We start from the raw sequence: 20,934 nt of genomic DNA, 5'->3' as shown, positions 1-20,934 counted from the left end.
GGACTAACACATTGGATACAGATCTTGCGCTTGTTGTGGGCATTGTCATTGCGGCATTGTCGGTCCCTTCGATTCTATCCGCGCTAACAGACAAACGCGCACCGCGCGCCTCGGCTATTACAGTCCTGATTGCGGGTGGTCTCATCGTGTTTGCCGTTCAGGGTAAACCCGGTGGCTACCAATTGCAGCAAATACCAGATGTGTTTGTGAACGTAATTGCACGTTTTATGCCCTAACTGGCGCACTGCTGCTTTCCTCTATTGCGTTAATTAGCGGTGCAGCCTATAGCCAGCTTTCATTCCTGCGTGGCCGGCCTCAAGTGGCATGCCGAGTCGCGCATAAACCGTAGACTATAGGAGACGGAAATGCCCAAGATGAAGACGAAATCGAGCGCAAAAAAGCGCTTTAAGATCTCGGCGACCGGTAAGGTCATCGGCAGCCAAGCTGGTAAACAGCACGGCATGATCAAGCGGAGCAACAAGTTCCTGCGTAACGCACGCGGCACGACAGCACTTTGTCCTGCTGATGCCAAGATCATCAAGGGCTTTATGCCCTACGACCGCTAAGGAGAGCCGATATGTCCCGTACAAAAGGTGGTACAGTTACCCACGCCCGTCACCGTAAGGTCGTTAAGGCAGCCAAAGGTTATTATGGCCGTCGTAAGAGTACCTTTAAGGTCGCACGCCAGGCCGTCGATAAGGCCAACCAATACGCAACCCGTGACCGCAAAAATCGCAAGCGCAACTTCCGCGCATTGTGGATCCAGCGGATCAACGCGGCTGTGCGCGCCCATGATGCAGAGCTGACGTATTCACGCTTCATCAATGGTTTGAACATTGCCGGTATCGAAGTTGACCGTAAGGTTCTTGCTGATCTGGCCGTGAACGAGCCAGAAGCGTTTACTGCGATTGTTAAGCAAGCACAGGCGTCTTTGGCAGCTTAAGGCTCTCGAACGTTTAAACAGATAGAGAATAGCCGCTCCCAAATGGGGGCGGCTTTTTTCGTTTGGTAGTGGGTTAGGTGGCCGAGGTGCCCAATGCGCCGACCTGCGTGAGCCAACGATCAACTTGTCCGGTCTTGGGGTGGCTGGCACCTGACAAAAAGGTGAAGCGTGTCGGGGTGATGCCGACAAACTTGAGAACTTGTTTTCGCAGCTGATGGATGATCGCGCTGCGGTACATCAACGACAGGAACCAGCGCGGCGTATCTGAGGTAAGGATTACCCGTGCGCTGCGTCCACTAAGTATGGGGAGGGGCATCTTTCCGGGTGGCACCCGCGAATCAAACGTGCGGCCAGGCAGGAAGCTACGGTCGATGGCGCCCTTCAGCTTGGCAGGTATGCCTCCCCACCACATTGGCGTCACCAGTACCAGATGCTCACACCATTCGATGTTTTGCATCATGGTTTCCAATGCAGGTTCAAGTGGTTTGTGGTTTGCAAACCCGCCAAAGCCATAATCGATGTCGAAATCCATCTCGCTTAAGTTCTGTGTGCGAACGTGATTTCCAGCAGCTTTTGCGGCAACGGCATAGGCCTGTGCCAAGGCTTTGTTCAGGGATGTATCGGCTGGGTGGCCGTTGAGGATAAAAATGCGTTTTGTCATGAGACTCTCATTTAATTGACCGTGGTCATTATTAATTACGTACAAAAATGACCACGGTCAACATCAATTTGATAACGGTCAATAAATGTGAAATGAAAGCGTATGGAAAAACCGATTCAAAAAAGAACGCTCGCCACACGTGCCAAGTTGATTGCGGCGGGGGAGGCGATAGTATCGGAAGGTGGTTTTGACGCGCTTCGAGTGGAGGAGGTGGTTTCGCGCGCGGGTGTCGCCAAGGGTACATTCTTCGCGCACTTCCGCGACAAGGATGCGTTGATGGAGCGTCTGATCGGAGCGCGTTTGGATAGCATCCTTGATGCGTTGTCCGAGGTTCCAGCGCCCGCAACAATCGACGCCATGGTGGATGAAATGCTGCCCATGCTGCAATTCATGGTCAGTGAGCGTTACGTTTTCGATCTGATCCTGCGGTATTCAGGTGCTGCGCTGATTGATGATATTGGCCCAATCGGTATGTGCATTGGGCGTCACGAAACGGTAGTGATGGGGTGGTTGAACGCAGACGGGCTGCGGCGTGATGTTGCCCCCAAGATTTTGGCCGAAGGCATTCAGGCCTTTGTTTTCCAAACGCTGGCGCTGCATTTTTGCGCGCTTCATTCCGATATAGCGATACAAAGTAGGCTACGGTCGTATCTAAAGCCGTGGCTGCTGGCACATTAAGACATTGGTTTAGAGCCACGCCAACGTGCCCAATGGGTTGCGTTTGCGCGCGGTTCTGGTAGCAGGATTGCATATTCTAAAGGGCGTATGTGACATGGATGATCTCAAGCAAAAGTACCTGAGCCAGATTGCGAATGCAGGTGATGAATCCGGACTGGAAGATATCCGTCTGGCTGCTGTTGGCAAAAAGGGCGAAGTTGCGCTCAAGATGCGTGAACTGGGCAAGATGACCCCAGAAGAGCGTCAGGTAGCTGGCCCCACGCTGAACGCGTTAAAAGACGAAATCAACAGCGCACTTGCCGCCAAAAAGGCCGCCCTTGGCGATGCCGCATTGGACGAGCGCCTGCGCAGCGAGTGGCTCGATGTCACGCTGCCGTCGCGTGAGCGTCCTGCGGGCACGTTGCACCCTGTGTCTCAGGTTACCGAAGAACTCACCGCGATCTTTGCCGAGATGGGATTTTCCGTGGCTGAGGGGCCGCGCATTGATACCGATTGGTATAACTTTGACGCGCTGAACATTCCGGGACACCACCCTGCGCGCGCCGAGATGGACACGTTCTATATGGCCCGCGCTGAGGGTGATGAGCGCCCGCCGCACGTTTTGCGTACCCACACCAGCCCCGTACAAATCCGCACGATGGAGGCCGAGGGCGCACCGCTGCGCATCATCTGCCCCGGTGGTGTGTACCGCGCTGATTATGACCAAACGCACACGCCGATGTTCCATCAGGTTGAAGGTCTGGCGATCGACAAAGATATCTCAATGGCGAACCTCAAATGGACCCTTGAGGAATTCTTCTCGGCGTTCTTTGAAATTGACGGCATCAAGACCCGCTTCCGCGCGTCCCACTTTCCCTTCACCGAGCCATCCGCCGAAGTCGACATCCAGTGTTCGTGGGTCGACGGCCAGCTGCGCATTGGTGAGGGTGACGGTTGGATGGAAGTCCTTGGCTCCGGCATGGTGCATCCTAAAGTGCTGGCCGCTGGCGGGATCGATCCGGACATCTGGCAAGGCTTTGCCTTTGGCATGGGCATCGACCGCATCGCGATGCTGAAATACGGCATCCCCGATTTGCGGGCGTTCTTTGATAGCGATTTGCGCTGGTTGCGTCACTATGGGTTTGCCAGCTTGGATCAGCCTAACTTGCATGGTGGCTTGAGTAGGTGAGTGATCCAATCAGTTCTGACCATGTGAGTTTTCTTGTTCAGATTGGTCGTTTTTTTCCTGAGAGCGATATCGTATGGGCAGCCCTTATTGGCTCGGCAGCTTATCTACTAAAAGGCTGGATGGATCGGAACCGTTGGCTTCTCGATCAGCGAGTGAACAGCTCAGCCGCTGCTGCGGATGCTCTGGTCGATTTTTTTGCTGCTCTGAACGAAACTGAACAGATGCCCATAGAGTTGGCATTACGAAAAGCAAAGGCAGCTCAACCAAAGATGGTTCTGTTCTGTTCGCGCAGAACAGAAGAAAAAGCACTTATCTTTCTTAAATACGCAAATGAACTTTCAGGCTATATGGGTGGCTGTGAAGTGAATTCTGACGCTAGCATTATGAAAAGAAAGAAAGAGAGCTCGAGAGAAGCTGCCACGAACTTCTTGAATTCTCTCAGGCTAGACATACTCAGTTGGTCGCGGTTTGGAATGATACATAGAATATCGACTTGCTATGATCGTTTCAATTGGCGGCGGAATGAAGGAAAGAAGAAATGAAATTCACTCTCTCCTGGCTCAAAGAGCACCTCGACACCACGGCTTCGGCTGATGAGATCACCTATGCGCTGACCAATTTTAGCTTGAAGGCGCTTACGGTAATGTGAGGTGACAGCACCGCTGCTGCCGCTACGTTGCATCAGATGAAAAAATTTCTCTCCATTCTTATCGCCTTAACGCTCCTCCCTGCCATGGGGCCGTGGAAATCTGCCTGTGAAGGGGAGGTTGCCTGCGCATTAGGTGACCGCTCGTATCACGTCCGCGCACCTGACGGGTGGGATGGTGAAACGCCCATGCCCGTTTTGCTGCATTTTCATGGCTGGGGGCGGCAGGGTGATTTGATCGTGAAGCACACCCGCATCGCAACCCATACGCGCAGCCGTGGGGTTTTGCTGCTTGCACCCAATGGCCTTGGGCGCACGTGGGATTTCTGGCGCGCTGGCAGTGCGGATGTTGATTTTGCCGCCGCCGTTATCGAAGACGCGGCCAAGCGTTATCCGATTGATCGTTCGCGTATCTATATTTCGGGCTATTCTTTTGGATCGGCCATGGCGTGGCGTTATGCCTGTGACAATGGAACGGATGTTGCTGCTCTATTGGCGATCAGTGGTTCGCTGCCTCAAGACACTGAGTGCGCCACCATGCCGCGCGAGGTGCGCCATGTGCATGGGTTGGATGACACGGTGATGGATTTCCCGATGGGGGCAGGCGGGGACGAAACCTATCCTGTCGCGCTTTGGCGTGGCGCGTTTGAGTGTGGCAGCAGCACTGCGCAGGGCAGCTACAAGATCAGGCCGTTCCTTGCGTTTCAGCGCACACAATGGAGCGATTGCGCCGATGATCATACCGTCACATTGGATGTACACACTGGCGGTCACTTTATCCCGCATGGCTGGATTGGCTGGCAGTTGGACGAGTTGGCAAGCCAGACGCCGCGATATCCGTGAATGGCGTTGAAAAGCGCGCCATAAGGCGTTACCCAAACGGCAAATAGGCCCGTAAGGACGCACGCGATGAAATTCACTCTCTCTTGGCTCAAAGAGCACCTCGACACCACGGCTTCGGTTGATGAAATCACCTATGCCCTGACCGATTTGGGTCTGGAAGTGGAGGGCGTCGAAGATCGTGGCGCCAAGCTGCGCGGTTTTACGTTGGGTTTTGTGAAATCCGCCGAAAAGCACCCCGATGCGGATCGCTTACGTGTGTGTCAGGTTGAGACGGATGAAGGCCTGCAACAGATCATCTGTGGCGCGCCGAACGCACGTGAAGGCATCACCGTCGTGATCGCCAAGCCGGGTGTTTATGTGCCGGGCATCGATACCACCATCGGTGTGGGCAAAATTCGCGGGATCGAAAGCTTTGGCATGATGGCCTCCGAAAAGGAGCTTGAGCTGTCGGACGAACATGACGGCATCATTGAGCTGGCGTCAGGGAATGTTGGCGATAGCTTTGTTGATTGGCTGGCGGAAAACGATCCTGCCAAGGTTGATCCGGTGATTGAAATTGCGATTACGCCCAACCGTCCTGATGCGCTGGGCGTGCGCGGTATTGCACGTGATCTGGCGGCGCGCGGTTTGGGCAAGCTCATTAAGCGCGAAGTCGCTGCTGTTGAGGGCATGTTCCCGTGTCCCGTAAGTGTGAGCATTGATGAAGACACGCTAGAACAGTGTCCGGTGTTTTATGGCCGTCTCATTCGAGGTGTGAAAAATGGTCCGTCGCCTGTGTGGCTTCAGGATGCGCTGCGCGCGATTGGCCTGCGTCCGATCAGCTTTTTGGTCGATGTGACAAACTTCTTCACCTACGACCGTAACCGCCCTTTGCACGTATTTGATGCGGATAAGATCGCGGGAAATACACTGCGGGTGCACCGTGCCAAAGGTGGTGAAACCTTGCTTGCTTTGGACGACAAGGAATACACTTTTACCGAAGGTATGACGTTGATCTCTGATGCGAATGGCGTCGAGAGCATCGGTGGCGTGATGGGTGGTTTGCAATCTGGTGTGACCGAAGAAACCGTAAATGTCTTCCTTGAGGCCGCCTATTTTGATCGGGTGCGTACGGCATACACGGGTCGCGCGCTTAAGGTGAACTCCGATGCACGCTATCGTTTTGAGCGGGGCATTGACCCAGAGTGGACACCCTACGGGATCGAACACGCAACGCGGATGATCCTTGATCATGCGGGCGGCGAAGCATCCGAGGTTGTTGTGGCTGGCAAGGTGCCGGATACGTCGCGTGCTTACCGTTTGAATGCCAAGCGCGTGATTTCGCTGGTTGGTATGGATATCCCCGAATCTGAGCAACGTCAGACGTTGACTGCGCTTGGCTTCCGTCTGGAAGGCGATATGGCCCACGTGCCAAGTTGGCGCCCTGACGTACAAGGCGAAGCTGATCTGGTTGAAGAAGTGGCACGCATTGCGTCCCTGACCAAATTGGAAGGTCGTCCGCTACCCCGTTTGACCGCAGGTGTGCCGCGCCCGATCATGTCACCTGTACAGCGCCGCGAAGTGGCGGCGCGACGTACTGCTGCTGCATTGGGGTACAATGAATGTGTGACCTACAGCTTTATTGACCAACCCTCTGCTGCATTGTTCGGTGGTGGTACAGATGTCACGCGTCTGGAAAACCCAATCAGCAATGACATGAGCCACATGCGCCCGGCGTTGTTGCCCGGTCTGTTGCAGGCTGCTGCACGCAATCAAGCGCGCGGTTTTGCTGACATGGCACTGTTTGAGGTTGGTCCTGCGTTCCATGGCGGTGAACCGGGTGAGCAGCATATGCTGATCTCTGGCCTGTTGGTTGGCCGCACTGGTCCAAAAGACGTGCTGGGTGCTGCACGCGATGTCGATGTCTTTGATGTCAAAGCGGATGCGGAAGCTATCTTGGCAGCTATTGGCGCACCAGCAAAAGTGCAAATTCTGCGCGGTGCAGCTGACTGGTGGCATCCGGGCCGTCACGGCAAGATCTGCCTTGGTCCCAAGAAGGTGCTAGGTATTTTTGGCGAAGTACATCCCAAAGTGCTGGCAGCGATGGATGTGAAGGGCCCTGCGATGGCGTTTACTCTATGGCCAGGTGAAGTGCCGCTAAAACGTAAAGCTGGGGCGACTCGTCCTGCTCTCAAGACGAGTGATCTGCAAGCTGTTACGCGTGATTTTGCTTTTGTTGTGGATGCGGATGTTGAGGCGCTGACATTGGTCAATGCTGCGATGGGTGCGGATAAGACTTTGATCGAGGACGTGCGCGTATTTGATGAATTCATTGGCGGCAGTCTTGGTGAGGGCAAGAAGTCTCTTGCGCTGACGGTACGTTTGCAACCGCGTGAACAGACGCTCAAGGATGCGGATATTGAAGCCCTTAGTGCCAAGGTTATCGAGAAGGTAGCTAAAGCAACGGGTGGCGTGTTGCGCGCCTGAACTTAGGCGACGGTTTGAATTTGATGGAGACGTAAGAGATGTTGAAAGTTTATCTGTCTGGTGAAATCCATACTGACTGGCGTGAGCAGATTAGTGAAGGTGCGCGGGGGCTGGATATTGAGTTCACAGCCCCTGTAACGGATCACGGCGCTAGCGATGATTGCGGTGTCGAAATTCTAGGCCCTGAAGCAGACAAATCCTGGCACGACCGTAAGGGCGCGCAGATCAACGCAATCCGCACCCGTAAAGGCATATCCGAGGCGGACGTTGTCGTCGTGCGCTTTGGGGATCAGTACAAGCAATGGAATGCAGCCTTCGACGCAGGTTATGCGGCCGCATTGGGTAAGTCGCTGATTATCCTGCACGGACCAGACCATGCACACGCGTTAAAAGAAGTAGATGCGGCGGCACTTGCCGTGGCATCCGAGCCTAAGCAAGTCGTTGATATCTTGCGGTATGTTCTGACGTCCAAATTACCTTGAAAGGCGCGCCGAACGCTTAGGTCTTCACCACAAGAGATATAAGATTTCTTGTGGGTTAGCCCATAAAAGAACGGCGTCCAGTGTGCTGTGGCCCCGTGAAATGAATTAAATATTCGGTCCATTTACTGTGCAACAGGGGTTCCACGTGCTGGGGCTAAGCCAGCCCTTTTTCCCCTTAAATACAAGCTGCTCAAAAAGCTTACATGTGTTAAAAAGCTGCACAACGGTACAGTGGGTGGGAAAATCCGCGCGCCGAAAACAAAAGGGACAAAAAAATGCTAAATGAATTCAAAGACTTTATCGCCAAAGGCAACGTCATGGACATGGCCGTTGGTATTATCATCGGTGCGGCGTTCACCGCAATTGTTGGCAGCTTGGTTGCCGACATCATCAACCCGCTGATCGGCCTCTTCATGGGTGGTGTTGATTTTGGTGGGCTTTCTGCTTCCGTTGGCGATGCAGTATTTACTTATGGTACCTTCATCATGGCGATCATCAACTTCCTGATCGTCGCGTTTGTCGTCTTCATGCTGGTTCGCACTGTGAACAAAATGAAGAAAGCCGAAGAAGTAGCCGCGCCAGCGGCGCCAGCAGGCCCAACACAAGAAGAGCTTTTGGCTGATATCTTGGCTGCGCTGAAGAAGTAATAATCCATTCATGGATGTGGAAGGCCCGCCAAACTGGCGGGCCTTTTTTGTCTAAACCTTTAAGGCTTGCTGCGGCGTAATCACATCAATGCCAAGGGCCTTACCGACGGCATCATAGGTTAGCTGCCCTGCGTGGACGTTCAGCCCGGCAAGCAGGTGTTCGTCATCAACACAGGCCTGTTTCCAGCCCTTGTCAGCAAGGGCCAACATGAACGGCATCGTGGCATTGCCAAGTGCGATGGTCGCTGTACGTGCAACCGCGCCTGGCATGTTGGCAACACAGTAGTGCATGATGCCGTCGACCTCATAGATAGGGTCTTGGTGGGTCGTCGCGCGCGAGGTTTCAAAACATCCCCCCTGATCAATCGCGACATCAACAAGCGCTGCTCCGGGTTTGAGTTCGCCAAGCTGCGCACGGCTGATCAATTTCGGGGCTGCTGCTCCGGGGATCAGGACCGCACCGATGATCATATCTGCTTCGCGCGCCAACTCGATTGTGTTGCCAGCAGAGGCAAAGCTGGTTTTGAAATCACCACCGAACACGTCATCCAGATAGCGCATGCGCGGCAATGAGCGGTCAAGTACTGTAACGTCCGCACCCATGCCCGATGCAATGCGCGCCGCTTGTGTACCAACGACACCGCCGCCGATGACAACAACTTTTGCGGGGCCAACGCCGGGTACGCCACCCATCAATACGCCACGACCACCATTGGCTTTTTGCAGCGTCCATGCGCCCACTTGTGGTGCAAGGCGGCCAGCAACTTCGGACATTGGAGCAAGCAGAGGTAGGCCACCTGATCTGTCTGTTACGGTCTCATATGCAATACATGTCGCGCCTGAAGCTATCAGGTCTTTTGTCTGTTCGGGATCGGGGGCGAGGTGAAGGTATGTAAATAGGATCTGACCTTCGCGCAGCATCTTACGTTCGCCTGCCTGAGGTTCTTTGACCTTAACGATCATGTCTGCAGCGGCAAAAACTTCAGCAGCTGTACCGATGATTGTCGCACCAACAGCAACATAATCGGCATCTTCAAAGCCAGCCCCGATACCAGCATTTGTTTCGATGATGACTTCGTGACCGTGGTTAACAGCTTCAAGAGCCGCATTAGGCGTCATGCCAACGCGAAATTCCTGAGGTTTGATTTCTTTTGGGCAACCGATTTTCATATCTTGTTTCCTCCTCCATTTATAAAAAGAAGAATGCGCTTGTTTCTCCGCATTTTTAGACGATAATCTATCGTCAAATCGCACCATATTCGAATAGTGTTGCGTGAAATGACCCAATCACGCAAAGGCGTTGCATCATGCTGGATTCCATCGACCGAAAACTTCTTGTTGCGTTGCAAAAGCGCGGGAGGATGTCCAATGCGGATCTTTCCGAGCAGGTTAACCTATCCCCGTCTGCTTGTCATCGTCGGGTGCAGCGACTTGAAGCGGATGGGTATATTCGTGATTATGTCGCCTTGCTGGATGCCCGAAAGATTGGTGTTCCAACAACCGTTTTTGTTGAAATTACATTGCAAGGTCAAGCAGATGAAGTTTTGGAAGCCTTTGAAAAATCCGTAGCGCGCATTCCTGACGTTCTGGAATGTCATCTTATGGCGGGCTCTGCAGATTATCTTCTTAAAGTTGTTGCCGAAGACACAGAAGATTTTGCCCGTATTCACCGCCAGTATTTGGCACGTTTGCCAGGCGTGGGACAAATGCAATCCAGTTTTGCGTTGAGAACAGTGTTCAAGACAACAGCGCTGCCCTTATAGACCGCTTAAGGTTGCTGGAATAGTGTTTTGCAAGGCAATCACCTCGTAAGATTTGAGGCACATTCGAACAGTTGAACCAGAATTATTGTCTTTTTCAGCCAGTTCCGGGAAAATTTCCAAAACCTCGTTTCGTGTGTCTACATCCAGCGCATTTAGGCTGGCGGTGCCAGGATGGAAACTTTCGCTCAACGCGCCGTTTGCGTAGATGATTTGATGTTGGTCGAAAAGGATATGGATGTATGTCACTTCCTTGGGGCGTTCGCGGCGAACCCCCTTCATCATTGTTAGACATTTTGCCGCCACTAAAATTTCGGACGCGCCAAATAGCAATTCAGCGTCTACCGATCTGACAAGCATCCGGTGGTTGGGTGACACCGATAGCTTGCTCTCGTTGCCGATAGTATTTTTGTCAAAGACTACGGGAGCATTTTTATTCGTAACATCAAGTGTTTTTGATCCGACCCAACGGATTGGCTGAAATCCGCAATCTAGCGTAAGGACGAAGTCCCCCACCTCAAGGTCTTCGACAGCGACTTCACCAACGTCTGTTTTGATCATTGTGCCTTTGGTAAAGCAGGGTGCGATTTCCGTGTTTACGTTTCCGGCAGCGCCTTCCCGCGTATAAGATTCGCCAACAACAAGTGGAATGGACGCGCCTGGTAAGCTGTACAGTGCAGTTGATGTCTGCCATCCACCGCCGACTTTAGGCACCAGAAAATCGTCGGCTGATGAACCGGATTCTATTCCGCGCGAGCCACCAAAATAGAACGTATCGCCTACGTCCCAGCCAGAGGGTGCGCCCGGACCCAATGATTGAATAACTGGTGGTGCACCTGTTTCTGTCGTGGCGTTGTTTGATAGTTGGTCGTCACCGACACCGAAATTGTCATCAGAATCAAAAATAGTGACGGTAAATGAACCAGTGACAGTGAATGAGGAGTTCCCACTGCCGGAGATCGTATACATCGTAAAGGTATATGTTCCGCTTGGCATTTGGTCACCTCAGTAAGATGTCAGCCCGTCAAAAAACGACATCATTAAGACACCACCGCAAGTTTGGAGGAGGGATGTTGTTGAACTGAAATGACGGAATTTTGCTGAAATCGAGTAAACAAAACGGAACGAACTAGGTCATCTTGCAGACAGTTTTCCATTAATCGATCAGAGGAGGGCGCGGCACACAAGTGTCAGTGGGGTGTCGTCTTTGGGACCTTGGGGTAATAAAAAAACCCTACAGCCACAGGGGCTGTAGGGTAATTAATTATTCAAAGCTTGGAGGGGATGATTTACATCATACCTTCGCGTTCTAGCTTCTTACGTGCCAATTTACGGGCACGACGGATCGCTTCGGCTTTCTGGCGTGCATTTTTTTCGGACGGTTTCTCGAAATGTTGCTTGAGCTTCATTTCACGAAACACACCCTCGCGCTGAAGTTTTTTCTTCAGGGCGCGCAGCGCTTGATCGACGTTATTATCGCGAACACTAACCTGCATGTGGTTTTCACCACCTTTCTAGTTTGAAGTTGCAAGGATTTGCAGGAATTTGCGCTATAGCAAAGCTGTGTTATGTTGTCTAGTGTTCAGACCCCAGCAGGAGAGCGACGATGCCCAATTCCCAAGCCACTACACAGGCTGGCCCAAAAGACTTGCTGCTTCTGGCTGCACTGGATCATGTGCCCTTTGATGGCTGGTCGCCGATAACCTTTGGGGCGGCGATTGCCGATTCGGATGTAGAGCCTACCGTAGCCAATAGTGTTTGCCCCCGCGGTGCGGTTGATCTGGCCATTTTATACCACGAACGTGGTGACGAAATGATGCTGGCATCATTGGCGCAGGCCGATTTGGAGGGCATGAAATTTCGCGATCGTGTCGCGGCTGCAGTTCGGTTCCGCATGGAGGTTGTTGAGGACAAGGAAGTTGTTCGTCGTGGAACAACTTTGTTTGCTTTGCCGATGTATGCCGCAGATGGGGCTAAGGCGATTTGGGGCACTGCAGATGCAATATGGAATGCGCTGGGGGACACATCGGAGGATGTGAACTGGTACACAAAACGCGCAACACTTAGCGGCGTTTATTCGGCCACTGTTCTCTATTGGTTGGGGGACACAAGCGAAGACCATGCAGAAACATGGGCATTCTTGGATCGCCGGATTGAGAACGTGATGCAGATTGAAAAGTTAAAAGCACAAGTGAACGCCAGCCCGATCCTGAGTAAGATCATGGCAGGGCCAACATGGCTGATGGGCCATGTCAAAGCGCCACAGCGTGCGCCACAGTCTGGTTTACCTGGCAGATGGAACGGCTTCTAAGGTTTGGTCTGTTCGCGGCGAGGTCTGGCTGTTAGATCAGCTTTGATTTTCTAGCCGCAAGGTTTGCAGAGTGCCCACCAATACCAGATTGATAGAATTGAATGCCGTCGATTTTGCAATTGACGGAAAAGATGTGCTGCGCGGAATTTCCCTTTCGTCTGATGCGCACCGTTTGGCGGTTGTGGGTCGCAATGGTTCGGGCAAAAGCACGCTTGCGCGGGTTATTGCAGGGTTACAAACGACAAGTGGTGGTAGCGTGCGGGTGGATGGCGTGGATGTGGCGCGTGACAGACGCGGGGCATTGGGCGCTGTCGGGATATTGTTTCAAAACCCAGACCACCAAATTATTTTCCCTACCGTCGGAGAAGAGCTTGCCTTTGGCCTCACCCAGATGGGTCTTACCAAACAGGAAGTTGGTGATCGTGTTCGCCAAACGCTTGAGCGATTTGGAAAGGCGGAATGGCACGACGCTGCAATTTATCAGCTTTCTCAGGGGCAGCGACAGCTTGTCTGCCTGATGGCAATCCTTGGAATGGCACCAAAAGTGATCATTTTGGATGAACCGTTTGCTGGCCTGGATATCCCAACTGCAATGCATTTGACGCGGGTGTTGGATGGATCTGATGCCGCTTTGGTGCACATCACCCATGATCCGCGCATGATCATTGGGTATGATCACGCGGTTTGGATCGAGGCGGGCGCGGTCGAAATGCAGGGACCAGCGGCGCAGGTCGCAAAAGCGTTTGAGGATGCCATGCAAAAACTTGGAGAACGTGATGATCTCACTCACCTCTCCGGTTAAAACCCGCGCGCACGGCTGGCCTGCTGGGATCAAGCTGTTGGCGTTGTGCGTTGCGTCGGTGGTTCTATTTGCAGCCCCGTATCTTTGGTTTCAGGCAGTGGCGGCCTGTGTGGTTCTTGTTCTTTATTCCCTTCCAGGGCGGGTGTTTTGGCAGTACGGTTTGCGGCGCATTCGGCCACTTTGGCCGTTTGTTGTAGTAGTTCTGGCATGGCACCTGTTGACGGGTGCACCACAACTGGGAGCGGTGATCACATTGCGGATGCTGACCGCAGTTGCCTTGGCGAACCTTGTCACGATGACAACAACACTTGAGGCGATGATGAGCGTAATTCGGCGCTTGCTGGCGCCCCTTTCCCGCCTCGGTCTCAATTTGCGGGCGGTTGAGCTTGCAACTGCGATGGTGATCCGCTTTACCCCCGTTCTAGCCCAAAAGGGCGCAGCGCTGACGTTGGCGTGGCGTGCGCGTGCACGGCGTCGTGCGGGCTGGAGAGTAATCGTGCCATTCATGGTGTTGGCATTGGATGATGCTGACCATGTGGCTGAAGCGCTGCGCGCGCGCGGCGGTTTTGAACTGGAAAAAGAGAAGACATAATGGAACGTACTGTTACGCAGGTGGCCTTGTTCGCAGCATTGATCGCGGCACTTGGCCTGATCCCACAGCTCACCTTGGCCTTTGGTGTGCCGATCACGGCGCAAAGCCTTGGCGTTATGCTGTGTGGCACAGTTTTGGGGGCACGTAGAGGTTTCCTCGCGGTGCTGTTGTTCGTTGGCTTGGTCGCCGTTGGCCTGCCGCTATTGTCTGGCGGGCGCGGTGGCTTGGGGTTGTTTACGTCGCCGACAGCTGGGTTCTTGATCGGCTTTCCTATCGCGGCATTTGTAACCGGATTTGTTATGGAGCGTCTGAGTAACCTGAACACAGCTGTTGCTGCTGGTATCGCTGCAATTGTTGGCGGTGTTCTGGTGCTTTATGTGTTTGGAATTGCCGGCTTGGCTATCGTGCTTGGTAAAACCGTCGGCGATGCAGCGCTGTTGGTAACCGCATTTATTCCGGGTGATTTGATCAAGGCAGTTTTGGCGGCGCTGATTACAGCCGCGCTTTATCGTGCACGCCCAAACAGCGTTCCGTCACGCGCTTAAAATTACGGCCGTCGCGATGCCGCCCGCAGCGGCAATCGCGGCAAGCCCCCTGCCGCCTTGCGTGCGCAACTCGTGAAATAGTCGAACAGCATTGATTGTACCGGATGCGCCGATTGGGTGGCCTCGTGCTAATGCGCCACCACCCAGATTGACACATGCGGGATCAAGGTTCGCGCCTTGCACACAAGCGATGGCTTGGACGGCAAAGGCCTCCATTACTTCCGCGCACTTGATGTCATTTGTACGCAGGCCTGTTTTCCTCAACGCCGCCTTGATTGCGGCGATCGGCGCAATTCCCGGCAGTTCTGGGGTGTCGCCCTTTGTAGCTCCACCCAAGATTTCGACGCCCTCACATCTCAACGCGCGCAGCATCTTTTCTGACACGACCACGCAGAAAGCGGCGCCATCCGCTGCTACGGCCATATTTGCGGCTGTGATTGTGCCGCTGACTTGTTTAGCGCGGGTAGCCAAGGCAGGGGTCATTTTACGGCTGAACGGATCGCGTGATTGCCCCTCAATAACAACCATCTCAACACTGGTAGGTGTGTGGTTGAGGGCCTTTTTGTGGCTATCGACTGCCCATGCATCTTGTACATCTTTGGTGATGCTCAAAGATGTACTCAGGGTATTTGCGGCCACTGCCATATCTGGATCGCGGTCAGGCCATGGGGTGAAAGGGGGGCGGTCATAGGCTTTGGGGGCGCCGCCATCTGCAAAAGTGCGCAAACGCTGCGGTCTACGGGAGTAGCTCTCGACGCCGCCAGCAACCACAATATCTGCCGCACCACTTTCTATCATCGCTTTGGCGAGCAGTAGGGCATCAAGCCCACCAGCACATTGGCGATCAATGCTTAGGCCCGCGATGCTCTCTGGAAGGCCAGCAGCAAGGGAGACAAGCCGTGCAGGGTTGCCGCCGCCGCCAATAGCGTTGGAAACGATAACTTCATCCACCTGATCAGATTCAAGGCCTGCCTGTGTTAATGCAGCGCGCAGCACAGGTGCGCCAAGCGCATCAATTGAGAGCGCATTGAACGCGCCTCCGCGCGGCACCACGGCGCTGCGACAGGCTGCGATGATGTGCGCGGTCATGGGGTAGCCCCTGTTAGTTCAGCGATGCGGCGCATGTCTGGTTTGCCTGAGGGGAGTTGGGGCAGGGGATCAAGAAAGACGACATCACGTGGGATATGTAGGTTTTCTGCTTTGCAGTGATCCAAAATTTTATCGCGAATTGTAGTACTTGCAGCACCATCCACCACAGCGATTACATGGTGCCCACGCATCTGGTCGGGCCGCGCAAGCAGGACGCACTGTGGAATATATGGGGCCGCGCTCATTTCGGCCTCAAGCTGATCAAGGTGTATGGTTTGATCCGCAATATTGACGGACCGTCCAGCGCGTCCGCGCAAAAACAGGTTGCCATGTTCATCCATCATACCTTGCTCTCCAACAGTGAGCCATGCGCCGTCACGTGAGGTGTGTTTGCTGTCGCCCTGCAGGTATCCGTCAAAGAGATAGGGACTGTTGATCCAGATGGTGCCGATGTCAGTCTCATCAAGATCACGAACCTGTATTTGAACATCGGGATAAGGTTTGCCGACAGAGGTGGCGGGCGTTGTAGCATCGCTGAGAGTGACAAAGCTGGTCTCGGCCGCTCCGTAAAAGACGTGTAAGGCGGCGTTCGGGCAATACGAAGCTATGTGTTTGCGGGTTGCTGCATTCAATGTGCCACCACCACAAAGGATCAGGCGCAGATCACCAAGTGGGGCATCGGGCCTGAGCAGCCTTAGCTGGCTAGGTGTGGCATACAAAATGGTGCAGCCGTGCAAGCGCATTTGCGCAACCTGCCCAGCGGGAGAGAGCGACGACAGGACGTGCGTATTCAGGCCCAGATGCAGAGCTTCGAGAACGCCGTATAACGCCAAGGAATGGCTCAGCGCGCCAAGCACTGCGATGCTATCGTTCGCTGAATACTGAAATTGGGCTGCGTTCGCATCAAAGCTGCGAATCCACGAGGCCTGACTGCGGGCGATGATCTTTGGTGTGCCGGATGTACCGCCCGTGAGTGTGGCGAATTGTGCGGTGTCTAATGCTTTAAGGCATGGATGTTCGTAGTCGCTGATGCAAAATGGCGTGCCGCTGCTCAATACGCGGCTTAACGATGACAAGGCGCTTGCGATGGGCTTTGCCGGAATGTGGCGCGGTACGGTTCCAGTTTGGGGCATGACTTTTTCCGCACCTGCATAGGCGTGGGCATCTGGATGCCACTGGAATTGGGGCAGGGGCATGTTGCTGTCCTTAATGTGCCGTTGCGTCCTGCCATAACAAAGCCGCGCGGCGCTGGCCACAGTGCAGCGTATGGGGGTGTACTCCGCATTTACGCGGCTTATGCTGCGTCTGATTGAATTATTCCAAAGGAGCAGCCCATGTCCGAGAACGCAACCGAGATGATGCGCGCAGTGGAGATTACCAAACCGGGTGGTCCCGAAGTGCTGCAACTGACGCAGCGCCCTGTGCCCCAGCCTGCGCACGGCCAAGTGGTGATAAAAGTCGCTTGGGCAGGGGTGAACCGCCCTGACGCGCTGCAACGTGCTGGCGCCTATGCGCCGCCGCCGACAGCCAGCGACCTGCCCGGCTTGGAAGCATCAGGTGTGGTGAGTGCGATAGGTGAAGGCGTGTCAGGTTTCGCACTGGGCGATGAAGTGTGCGCCCTGTTGCCGGGCGGTGGATATGCGGAATATGTGGCGACTCCAGCAGCTCATTGTTTGCCTGTCCCCAAGGGATTGAGCCTCAAAGAGGCGGCATGCCTACCCGAGACATTTTTCACGGTGTGGTCCAATGTGTTTATGCGCGGCGGGCTGAAAGCGGGTGAGCGGATTCTAATCCACGGTGGCTCTTCTGGAATCGGCACAACGGCGATCCAGCTGGCAAATGCCTTTGGTGCGCGGGTATTCGTGACGGCAGGCAGTGCGGAAAAATGTGAGGCCTGTGTTAAACTTGGCGCTGAGCGGGCGATCAACTACCGCGAAGAGGACTTTGTTGAGGTTATGCAAGCCGAAGGTGGTGCTGATCTGATCCTTGATATGGTTGGCGGTGATTACATCGCGCGCAACCTCAAGGCGTTGGATTTTGATGGCCGTTTGATTCAGATCGCGTTCTTGGGCGGACCGAAGGCCGAGATTAATTTTGCGCCATTGATGATGCGCCGTCTGACGATGACAGGGTCTACTTTGCGCCCGCAGTCTGACTTGGCCAAGGCCCGTATCGCGACTGAACTGGGTGAAGCCGTCTGGCCACTGTTGGCGTCAGGCCGCGTTGCACCAGTGATGGATAGTGAATTTGCCTTTGAGGATGCCGCTGGCGCGCATACGCGGATGGAAAGCAGCGGGCACATCGGGAAAATTGTTCTCAAAGTTGGCGGCTAATTTATCAATGCCTTGGGCTGCACTTTTGTTAGCCCAAGGCGACCCGGCCCTGTTACCGTAAGGGCGTAAATAACGCGTCTTTTAGCGTGCAATCCTTGATCACATCGCGGCCGCAGGGCACTGGCGTAAGATCGCGAGACAGACAAATCCGCGCCTCTTGGATATACCCCTGACGGCAGGTGATGGTGATTTCGTTGCGCGAAAGTAACGGGTTATCTTTTAAAAATGCATCCTCAACAACTGAAGCGGGTAGTTTCACAGCGCGATCTAGTTTGCGAAATACCAAAGGCCGCGTGACGGTCTCGTAGGCACGTCGCGATAGGGCGAAATAGTCTGATGCGCTTAGATCTGTGCAGGTGCCATGCTTTTTCCATTGATGCCACGCTAGGCCACCTGTCCCCATAATATCTGCCATGTCGTTCGTCATGCCGCGTGACGGTGGGCGTTTGGCAGTATGACAAAACGATGGGTATCCGCGGTGAAATTGCGGCCAAAGGCCATGCATAATCCATCCATGATCCTCAGATGCGTCACATTGAGGAGAGTTTTTTGCATCACCCTCAATTGCACACCAATTGGCGGACCAACTTAACGCCAAAACGTAATAGTCGAACTCTCCCGCGCGCTCGCCTTTGGCGAAAACGGGCATAGTAGTAAGGGACAACAGCAGGGTCAGAAAAATGCGGCGCATCAGGGGTCTTTCCTTATGGACGGTCTTTATCTATATAAGCCACAAGTTCCCCCAAATTGGAAACGGTTCCGGCATCCGGGACAGCCTCTTTCAGGCGACGGGGAAGGTGCGTTTAAAGGAGAGACACATGGGCAAACCGATTATGGCAAAAGCCACCGCCGTTTGGTTGGTGGATAACACAACAATGACCTTCAAGCAGATCGCGGATTTCGTCGAGATGCACGAGCTGGAAGTGCAGGGCATTGCAGATGGCGATGTAGCAACTGGTGTCAAAGGGTTTGACCCGGTTACCAACAACCAGCTGACACAAGAAGAGATCGACAAGGCGCAAGCCAACCCGATGCACAAGCTGGCACTTAAGTTCCTTGCAGCAGCTCAAGGCGAAGAAAAACGCCGCGGCCCGCGCTATACGCCTTTGTCCAAACGTCAGGACCGTCCAGCGTCAATCCTGTGGTTGGTCAAGTTCCACCCGGAATTGTCAGACGCCCAAGTGAGCAAACTGGTTGGCACAACCAAGCCTACCATTCAGGCCATCCGCGAGCGGACGCACTGGAACATCTCAAATATCCAACCGATCGATCCGGTTGCGCTGGGCCTGTGTAAACAGTCTGAGTTGGACGCGATGGTGCAAAAAGCGGCAGCCAAGAAGGCAGCTGAAGGTGGCGTTATGTCCGATGACGAACGCCGCAAATTGGTCAGCACCGAGCAGAGCCTGGGTATGGGCATTGAGCCGAAAGCCCCATCTGCTATTGAGGGTCTGGAAACGTTTACATTGTCGACTGATGTGGTTGATGATGACGAAGACACCAGCAAAAACAGTGATTTTAGAGATGCTGAAAGCTTCTTTAACCTGCCAGACGGCGGTGATGATGAAGACGAGGATGCGAAATAAGACGTTTGACGGGGTCGTTCGGATAACCGATCGCTACCTTTGATGTTTAGATTAGAAGGGCGTCCGATTGTGGGCGCCCTTTTGCATTTTTGGGTGCAGTGTATGCGTCTAGTTTTCTATCGCCCGCGTTTTGCTTGCGCTAAGTCTGTCAACCCAAAGTGAACACCAATACGCTCACTCACATGCGTCAAGGATCAGCTTGTGATGAGGTTCAGAATGAAAAATGTGCTTGGCTACGTTATTGCCTTTTTTGTGTCGGTAACTTCGCCAGTATTTGCATCTCAGGTTATTGGGTTACCTGGAGGGAGACCGATATCGGGAAAGCAAGCCGTTATGAATTTGGAGGTTTTACATCGACGCGATGCGAACCGAGATTTGGCCAATCTAAAACTGATAAACGTAAACTGAAATTCTCTGGGGAAGACGGGACCGTCTCTAATTGTTTGGACGCTGACCTTCCTGAAAAAGTTCTAATGTCCATGACAATTCTCGGAAGAAGCCGCGCTTCTGCGATGAAGCAGTTTTCAGATTATACACGGGAAGCTGGAGGAATTTTTTGCAATACAGGTTATCTGAGAGGTGACAAATACGCGGTGTTGGTTGTCCATTTGCCATATGAGGCGGATATTTTGGCATCACAGAAATGTAGAGTGCGTTTGGAAAAACTTGCATACTAAGGGTGCAGATTTTTTTGATGAGGAGGAACGATTAGATCGTTCTCTAGGGAGCAAGGGCACCCGCCCGTTTGGGGGCCTGTCCTAATGTAGTCTTACTATAGCTGTTTGCGGGCGCGCATCGCAGCCGTGATTGTCCCATCATCGAGATAATCAAGCTCACCACCAATAGGCACACCTTGGGCGAGAGACGTCAGTTTGACTTGATTTTCTAACAGGTCGGCGATGTAGTGCGCGGTTGTCTGGCCGTCGATAGTTGCGTTTAGCGCAAGGATCACCTCGCTGATGGCCTCACTTTTTACACGGTCCAGCAGTCGGGGAATGCGCAGTTCTTGGGGACCAATGGCATCCAACGCCGAGAGCGTACCGCCAAGCACGTGATACCGTCCATGAAAAACGCCAGAGCGCTCCATGGCCCAAAGGTCAGCCACGTCTTCAACCACACATAACTCGCCGTTGGCGCGTTTTTCGCTTTCGCAAATGTCGCAGATGTCTGAGGTGCCCACATTCCCACAATTGAGGCATTCGCGCGCGGTGGCGGCGACTTGCTGCATCGTGTCAGCCAGCGGCGTGAGCAACAGCGCGCGTTTGCGGATCAGATGCAATACAGCACGCCGTGCAGAGCGCGGGCCAAGCCCGGGCAGCTTTGCCATCAGCTCAATCAAAGCATCGATATCTCGGGTGGAACTCATTAGATCACATCCGAGACAT

25 protein-coding genes are annotated in these 20,934 nt (G+C 53.7%); 17 read left to right on the top strand and 8 right to left on the bottom strand.

All coding sequences use genetic code 11. The features are described from left to right. Positions 1 to 11 precede the first annotated feature (11 nt). From V7775_RS03520 to rplT, 3 genes are all read left to right on the top strand, one after another. Positions 12 to 236, top strand: a complete 225-nt coding sequence (locus V7775_RS03520; protein ID WP_335750473.1) for a hypothetical protein — start codon at positions 12 to 14, stop codon at positions 234 to 236. A 129-nt stretch (positions 237 to 365) separates the two neighbouring features. Further along, the gene (gene rpmI, locus V7775_RS03515; protein ID WP_025063609.1) at positions 366 to 566 is read left to right on the top strand and encodes a 50S ribosomal protein L35; all 201 of its coding nucleotides are present in this window, start codon (positions 366 to 368) and stop codon (positions 564 to 566) included. An 11-nt stretch (positions 567 to 577) separates the two neighbouring features. After that, positions 578 to 943: a 50S ribosomal protein L20 gene (gene rplT, locus V7775_RS03510; RefSeq protein WP_335750472.1), complete on the top strand. Its 366-nt coding sequence runs from the start codon at positions 578 to 580 to the stop codon at positions 941 to 943. A 73-nt stretch (positions 944 to 1,016) separates the two neighbouring features. Here the strand turns inward: rplT and V7775_RS03505 are convergent, their stop codons facing one another. After that, on the bottom strand, positions 1,017 to 1,604 hold the full coding sequence (locus V7775_RS03505; RefSeq protein ID WP_335750471.1) for an NAD(P)H-dependent oxidoreductase: 588 nt from the start codon (positions 1,602 to 1,604) through the stop codon (positions 1,017 to 1,019). A 102-nt stretch (positions 1,605 to 1,706) separates the two neighbouring features. Here V7775_RS03505 and V7775_RS03500 point away from each other — a divergent pair, with 102 nt between their 5' ends. From V7775_RS03500 to mscL, 7 genes are all read left to right on the top strand, one after another. Next, positions 1,707 to 2,282, top strand: coding sequence for a TetR/AcrR family transcriptional regulator (locus V7775_RS03500; protein ID WP_335750470.1), 576 nt, complete (start codon positions 1,707 to 1,709; stop codon positions 2,280 to 2,282). A 94-nt stretch (positions 2,283 to 2,376) separates the two neighbouring features. Beyond that, positions 2,377 to 3,450, top strand: coding sequence for a phenylalanine--tRNA ligase subunit alpha (pheS, locus tag V7775_RS03495; RefSeq protein WP_335750469.1), 1,074 nt, complete (start codon positions 2,377 to 2,379; stop codon positions 3,448 to 3,450). Continuing rightward, positions 3,447 to 3,992 (top strand): hypothetical protein, encoded by a 546-nt coding sequence (locus V7775_RS03490; RefSeq protein WP_335750468.1) that lies wholly within the window; start codon positions 3,447 to 3,449, stop codon positions 3,990 to 3,992. The genes pheS and V7775_RS03490 overlap by 4 nt, the downstream gene beginning before the upstream one ends. Positions 3,993 to 4,135: 143 nt before the next feature. Continuing rightward, on the top strand, positions 4,136 to 4,939 hold the full coding sequence (locus V7775_RS03485; RefSeq protein ID WP_335750467.1) for an alpha/beta hydrolase family esterase: 804 nt from the start codon (positions 4,136 to 4,138) through the stop codon (positions 4,937 to 4,939). A 66-nt stretch (positions 4,940 to 5,005) separates the two neighbouring features. After that, positions 5,006 to 7,405 (top strand): phenylalanine--tRNA ligase subunit beta, encoded by a 2,400-nt coding sequence (pheT, locus tag V7775_RS03480; RefSeq protein WP_335750466.1) that lies wholly within the window; start codon positions 5,006 to 5,008, stop codon positions 7,403 to 7,405. Positions 7,406 to 7,443: 38 nt separating this feature from the next. Further along, positions 7,444 to 7,887, top strand: coding sequence for a YtoQ family protein (locus V7775_RS03475; protein WP_335750465.1), 444 nt, complete (start codon positions 7,444 to 7,446; stop codon positions 7,885 to 7,887). Between the two features lie 275 nt (positions 7,888 to 8,162). Beyond that, a complete protein-coding gene (gene mscL / locus V7775_RS03470) occupies positions 8,163 to 8,534 on the top strand; it encodes a large conductance mechanosensitive channel protein MscL (RefSeq protein WP_335750464.1) in 372 nt (123 codons plus the stop codon). Positions 8,535 to 8,585: 51 nt separating this feature from the next. Here the strand turns inward: mscL and ald are convergent, their stop codons facing one another. Beyond that, positions 8,586 to 9,704, bottom strand: coding sequence for an alanine dehydrogenase (gene ald, locus V7775_RS03465; protein ID WP_335750463.1), 1,119 nt, complete (start codon positions 9,702 to 9,704; stop codon positions 8,586 to 8,588). Positions 9,705 to 9,838: 134 nt separating this feature from the next. On the opposite strand from ald, the gene V7775_RS03460 reads away from it, so the two are divergent. Continuing rightward, positions 9,839 to 10,297 (top strand): Lrp/AsnC family transcriptional regulator, encoded by a 459-nt coding sequence (locus tag V7775_RS03460; protein ID WP_335751049.1) that lies wholly within the window; start codon positions 9,839 to 9,841, stop codon positions 10,295 to 10,297. Here the strand turns inward: V7775_RS03460 and V7775_RS03455 are convergent. Both V7775_RS03455 and rpsU read right to left on the bottom strand, forming a co-directional pair. Then, entirely contained in the window at positions 10,292 to 11,290 is a 999-nt protein-coding gene (locus V7775_RS03455) for a Hint domain-containing protein (protein ID WP_335750462.1), read from the bottom strand. The genes V7775_RS03460 and V7775_RS03455 overlap by 6 nt on opposite strands. A 293-nt stretch (positions 11,291 to 11,583) precedes the next feature. Then, entirely contained in the window at positions 11,584 to 11,790 is a 207-nt protein-coding gene (gene rpsU, locus V7775_RS03450) for a 30S ribosomal protein S21 (RefSeq protein WP_335750461.1), read from the bottom strand. 110 nt (positions 11,791 to 11,900) lie between these two features. Between rpsU and V7775_RS03445 the strand changes: the two genes are divergently transcribed. The 4 genes from V7775_RS03445 to V7775_RS03430 all read left to right on the top strand — a co-directional run bounded on the left by V7775_RS03445 (position 11,901) and on the right by V7775_RS03430 (position 14,544). Next, on the top strand, positions 11,901 to 12,605 hold the full coding sequence (locus tag V7775_RS03445) for a COQ9 family protein (protein WP_335750460.1): 705 nt from the start codon (positions 11,901 to 11,903) through the stop codon (positions 12,603 to 12,605). 70 nt (positions 12,606 to 12,675) lie between these two features. Then, positions 12,676 to 13,407 carry an energy-coupling factor ABC transporter ATP-binding protein gene (locus V7775_RS03440; protein ID WP_335750459.1) on the top strand — a complete coding sequence of 244 codons (732 nt, stop codon included), beginning with the start codon at positions 12,676 to 12,678 and terminating at the stop codon, positions 13,405 to 13,407. Further along, positions 13,382 to 13,999, top strand: coding sequence for an energy-coupling factor transporter transmembrane component T family protein (locus V7775_RS03435; protein WP_335750458.1), 618 nt, complete (start codon positions 13,382 to 13,384; stop codon positions 13,997 to 13,999). Before V7775_RS03440 ends, V7775_RS03435 begins: the two co-directional genes overlap by 26 nt. Beyond that, on the top strand, positions 13,999 to 14,544 hold the full coding sequence (locus V7775_RS03430) for a biotin transporter BioY (protein WP_335750457.1): 546 nt from the start codon (positions 13,999 to 14,001) through the stop codon (positions 14,542 to 14,544). The genes V7775_RS03435 and V7775_RS03430 overlap by 1 nt, the downstream gene beginning before the upstream one ends. Here V7775_RS03430 and V7775_RS03425 read toward each other — a convergent pair. Both V7775_RS03425 and V7775_RS03420 read right to left on the bottom strand, forming a co-directional pair. Further along, on the bottom strand, positions 14,533 to 15,633 hold the full coding sequence (locus V7775_RS03425; RefSeq protein WP_335750456.1) for a thiolase family protein: 1,101 nt from the start codon (positions 15,631 to 15,633) through the stop codon (positions 14,533 to 14,535). The genes V7775_RS03430 and V7775_RS03425 overlap by 12 nt on opposite strands. Continuing rightward, positions 15,630 to 16,829, bottom strand: a complete 1,200-nt coding sequence (locus tag V7775_RS03420) for an AMP-binding protein (protein WP_335750455.1) — start codon at positions 16,827 to 16,829, stop codon at positions 15,630 to 15,632. The genes V7775_RS03425 and V7775_RS03420 overlap by 4 nt, the downstream gene beginning before the upstream one ends. Positions 16,830 to 16,967: 138 nt before the next feature. Here V7775_RS03420 and V7775_RS03415 point away from each other — a divergent pair, with 138 nt between their 5' ends. Further along, positions 16,968 to 17,966 carry an NAD(P)H-quinone oxidoreductase gene (locus V7775_RS03415; RefSeq protein WP_335750454.1) on the top strand — a complete coding sequence of 333 codons (999 nt, stop codon included), beginning with the start codon at positions 16,968 to 16,970 and terminating at the stop codon, positions 17,964 to 17,966. Between the two features lie 52 nt (positions 17,967 to 18,018). On the opposite strand, the gene V7775_RS03410 is transcribed toward V7775_RS03415, so the two are convergent. Further along, positions 18,019 to 18,657 (bottom strand): ribonuclease T2, encoded by a 639-nt coding sequence (locus V7775_RS03410; protein ID WP_335750453.1) that lies wholly within the window; start codon positions 18,655 to 18,657, stop codon positions 18,019 to 18,021. Between the two features lie 127 nt (positions 18,658 to 18,784). On the opposite strand from V7775_RS03410, the gene V7775_RS03405 reads away from it, so the two are divergent. After that, positions 18,785 to 19,549, top strand: coding sequence for a DUF1013 domain-containing protein (locus tag V7775_RS03405; RefSeq protein ID WP_335750452.1), 765 nt, complete (start codon positions 18,785 to 18,787; stop codon positions 19,547 to 19,549). 772 nt (positions 19,550 to 20,321) lie between these two features. Here V7775_RS03405 and recR read toward each other — a convergent pair. Continuing rightward, positions 20,322 to 20,915, bottom strand: coding sequence for a recombination mediator RecR (gene recR, locus V7775_RS03400; RefSeq protein WP_335750451.1), 594 nt, complete (start codon positions 20,913 to 20,915; stop codon positions 20,322 to 20,324). Positions 20,916 to 20,934 lie beyond the last annotated feature (19 nt).

Source organism: Sulfitobacter sp. (assembly GCF_036960155.1).
Taxonomy (GTDB): domain Bacteria; phylum Pseudomonadota; class Alphaproteobacteria; order Rhodobacterales; family Rhodobacteraceae; genus Sulfitobacter.
The sequence above is the reverse complement of the archived record's forward strand: the minus strand, read 5'-3'. Positions and strand labels throughout refer to the sequence as shown.

Excerpts from the sequence above, each read along its gene's own strand:
- V7775_RS03410 (WP_335750453.1), bottom strand. The coding sequence starts at position 18,657 with ATGCGCCGCATTTTTCTGACCCTGCTGTTGTCCCTTACTACTATGCCC.
- ald (WP_335750463.1), bottom strand. The coding sequence starts at position 9,704 with ATGAAAATCGGTTGCCCAAAAGAAATCAAACCTCAGGAATTTCGCGTT.
- V7775_RS03435 (WP_335750458.1), top strand. The coding sequence starts at position 13,382 with ATGATCTCACTCACCTCTCCGGTTAAAACCCGCGCGCACGGCTGGCCT.
- pheT (WP_335750466.1), top strand. The coding sequence starts at position 5,006 with ATGAAATTCACTCTCTCTTGGCTCAAAGAGCACCTCGACACCACGGCT.
- V7775_RS03430 (WP_335750457.1), top strand. The coding sequence starts at position 13,999 with ATGGAACGTACTGTTACGCAGGTGGCCTTGTTCGCAGCATTGATCGCG.
- V7775_RS03485 (WP_335750467.1), top strand. The coding sequence starts at position 4,136 with ATGAAAAAATTTCTCTCCATTCTTATCGCCTTAACGCTCCTCCCTGCC.
- pheS (WP_335750469.1), top strand. The coding sequence starts at position 2,377 with ATGGATGATCTCAAGCAAAAGTACCTGAGCCAGATTGCGAATGCAGGT.
- V7775_RS03445 (WP_335750460.1), top strand. The coding sequence starts at position 11,901 with ATGCCCAATTCCCAAGCCACTACACAGGCTGGCCCAAAAGACTTGCTG.
- rpsU (WP_335750461.1), bottom strand. The coding sequence starts at position 11,790 with ATGCAGGTTAGTGTTCGCGATAATAACGTCGATCAAGCGCTGCGCGCC.
- rpmI (WP_025063609.1), top strand. The coding sequence starts at position 366 with ATGCCCAAGATGAAGACGAAATCGAGCGCAAAAAAGCGCTTTAAGATC.
- V7775_RS03420 (WP_335750455.1), bottom strand. The coding sequence starts at position 16,829 with ATGCCCCTGCCCCAATTCCAGTGGCATCCAGATGCCCACGCCTATGCA.
- V7775_RS03425 (WP_335750456.1), bottom strand. The coding sequence starts at position 15,633 with ATGACCGCGCACATCATCGCAGCCTGTCGCAGCGCCGTGGTGCCGCGC.
- V7775_RS03455 (WP_335750462.1), bottom strand. The coding sequence starts at position 11,290 with ATGCCAAGCGGAACATATACCTTTACGATGTATACGATCTCCGGCAGT.
- V7775_RS03415 (WP_335750454.1), top strand. The coding sequence starts at position 16,968 with ATGTCCGAGAACGCAACCGAGATGATGCGCGCAGTGGAGATTACCAAA.
- recR (WP_335750451.1), bottom strand. The coding sequence starts at position 20,915 with ATGAGTTCCACCCGAGATATCGATGCTTTGATTGAGCTGATGGCAAAG.
- mscL (WP_335750464.1), top strand. The coding sequence starts at position 8,163 with ATGCTAAATGAATTCAAAGACTTTATCGCCAAAGGCAACGTCATGGAC.
- V7775_RS03500 (WP_335750470.1), top strand. The coding sequence starts at position 1,707 with ATGGAAAAACCGATTCAAAAAAGAACGCTCGCCACACGTGCCAAGTTG.
- V7775_RS03475 (WP_335750465.1), top strand. The coding sequence starts at position 7,444 with ATGTTGAAAGTTTATCTGTCTGGTGAAATCCATACTGACTGGCGTGAG.
- V7775_RS03405 (WP_335750452.1), top strand. The coding sequence starts at position 18,785 with ATGGGCAAACCGATTATGGCAAAAGCCACCGCCGTTTGGTTGGTGGAT.
- V7775_RS03505 (WP_335750471.1), bottom strand. The coding sequence starts at position 1,604 with ATGACAAAACGCATTTTTATCCTCAACGGCCACCCAGCCGATACATCC.
- rplT (WP_335750472.1), top strand. The coding sequence starts at position 578 with ATGTCCCGTACAAAAGGTGGTACAGTTACCCACGCCCGTCACCGTAAG.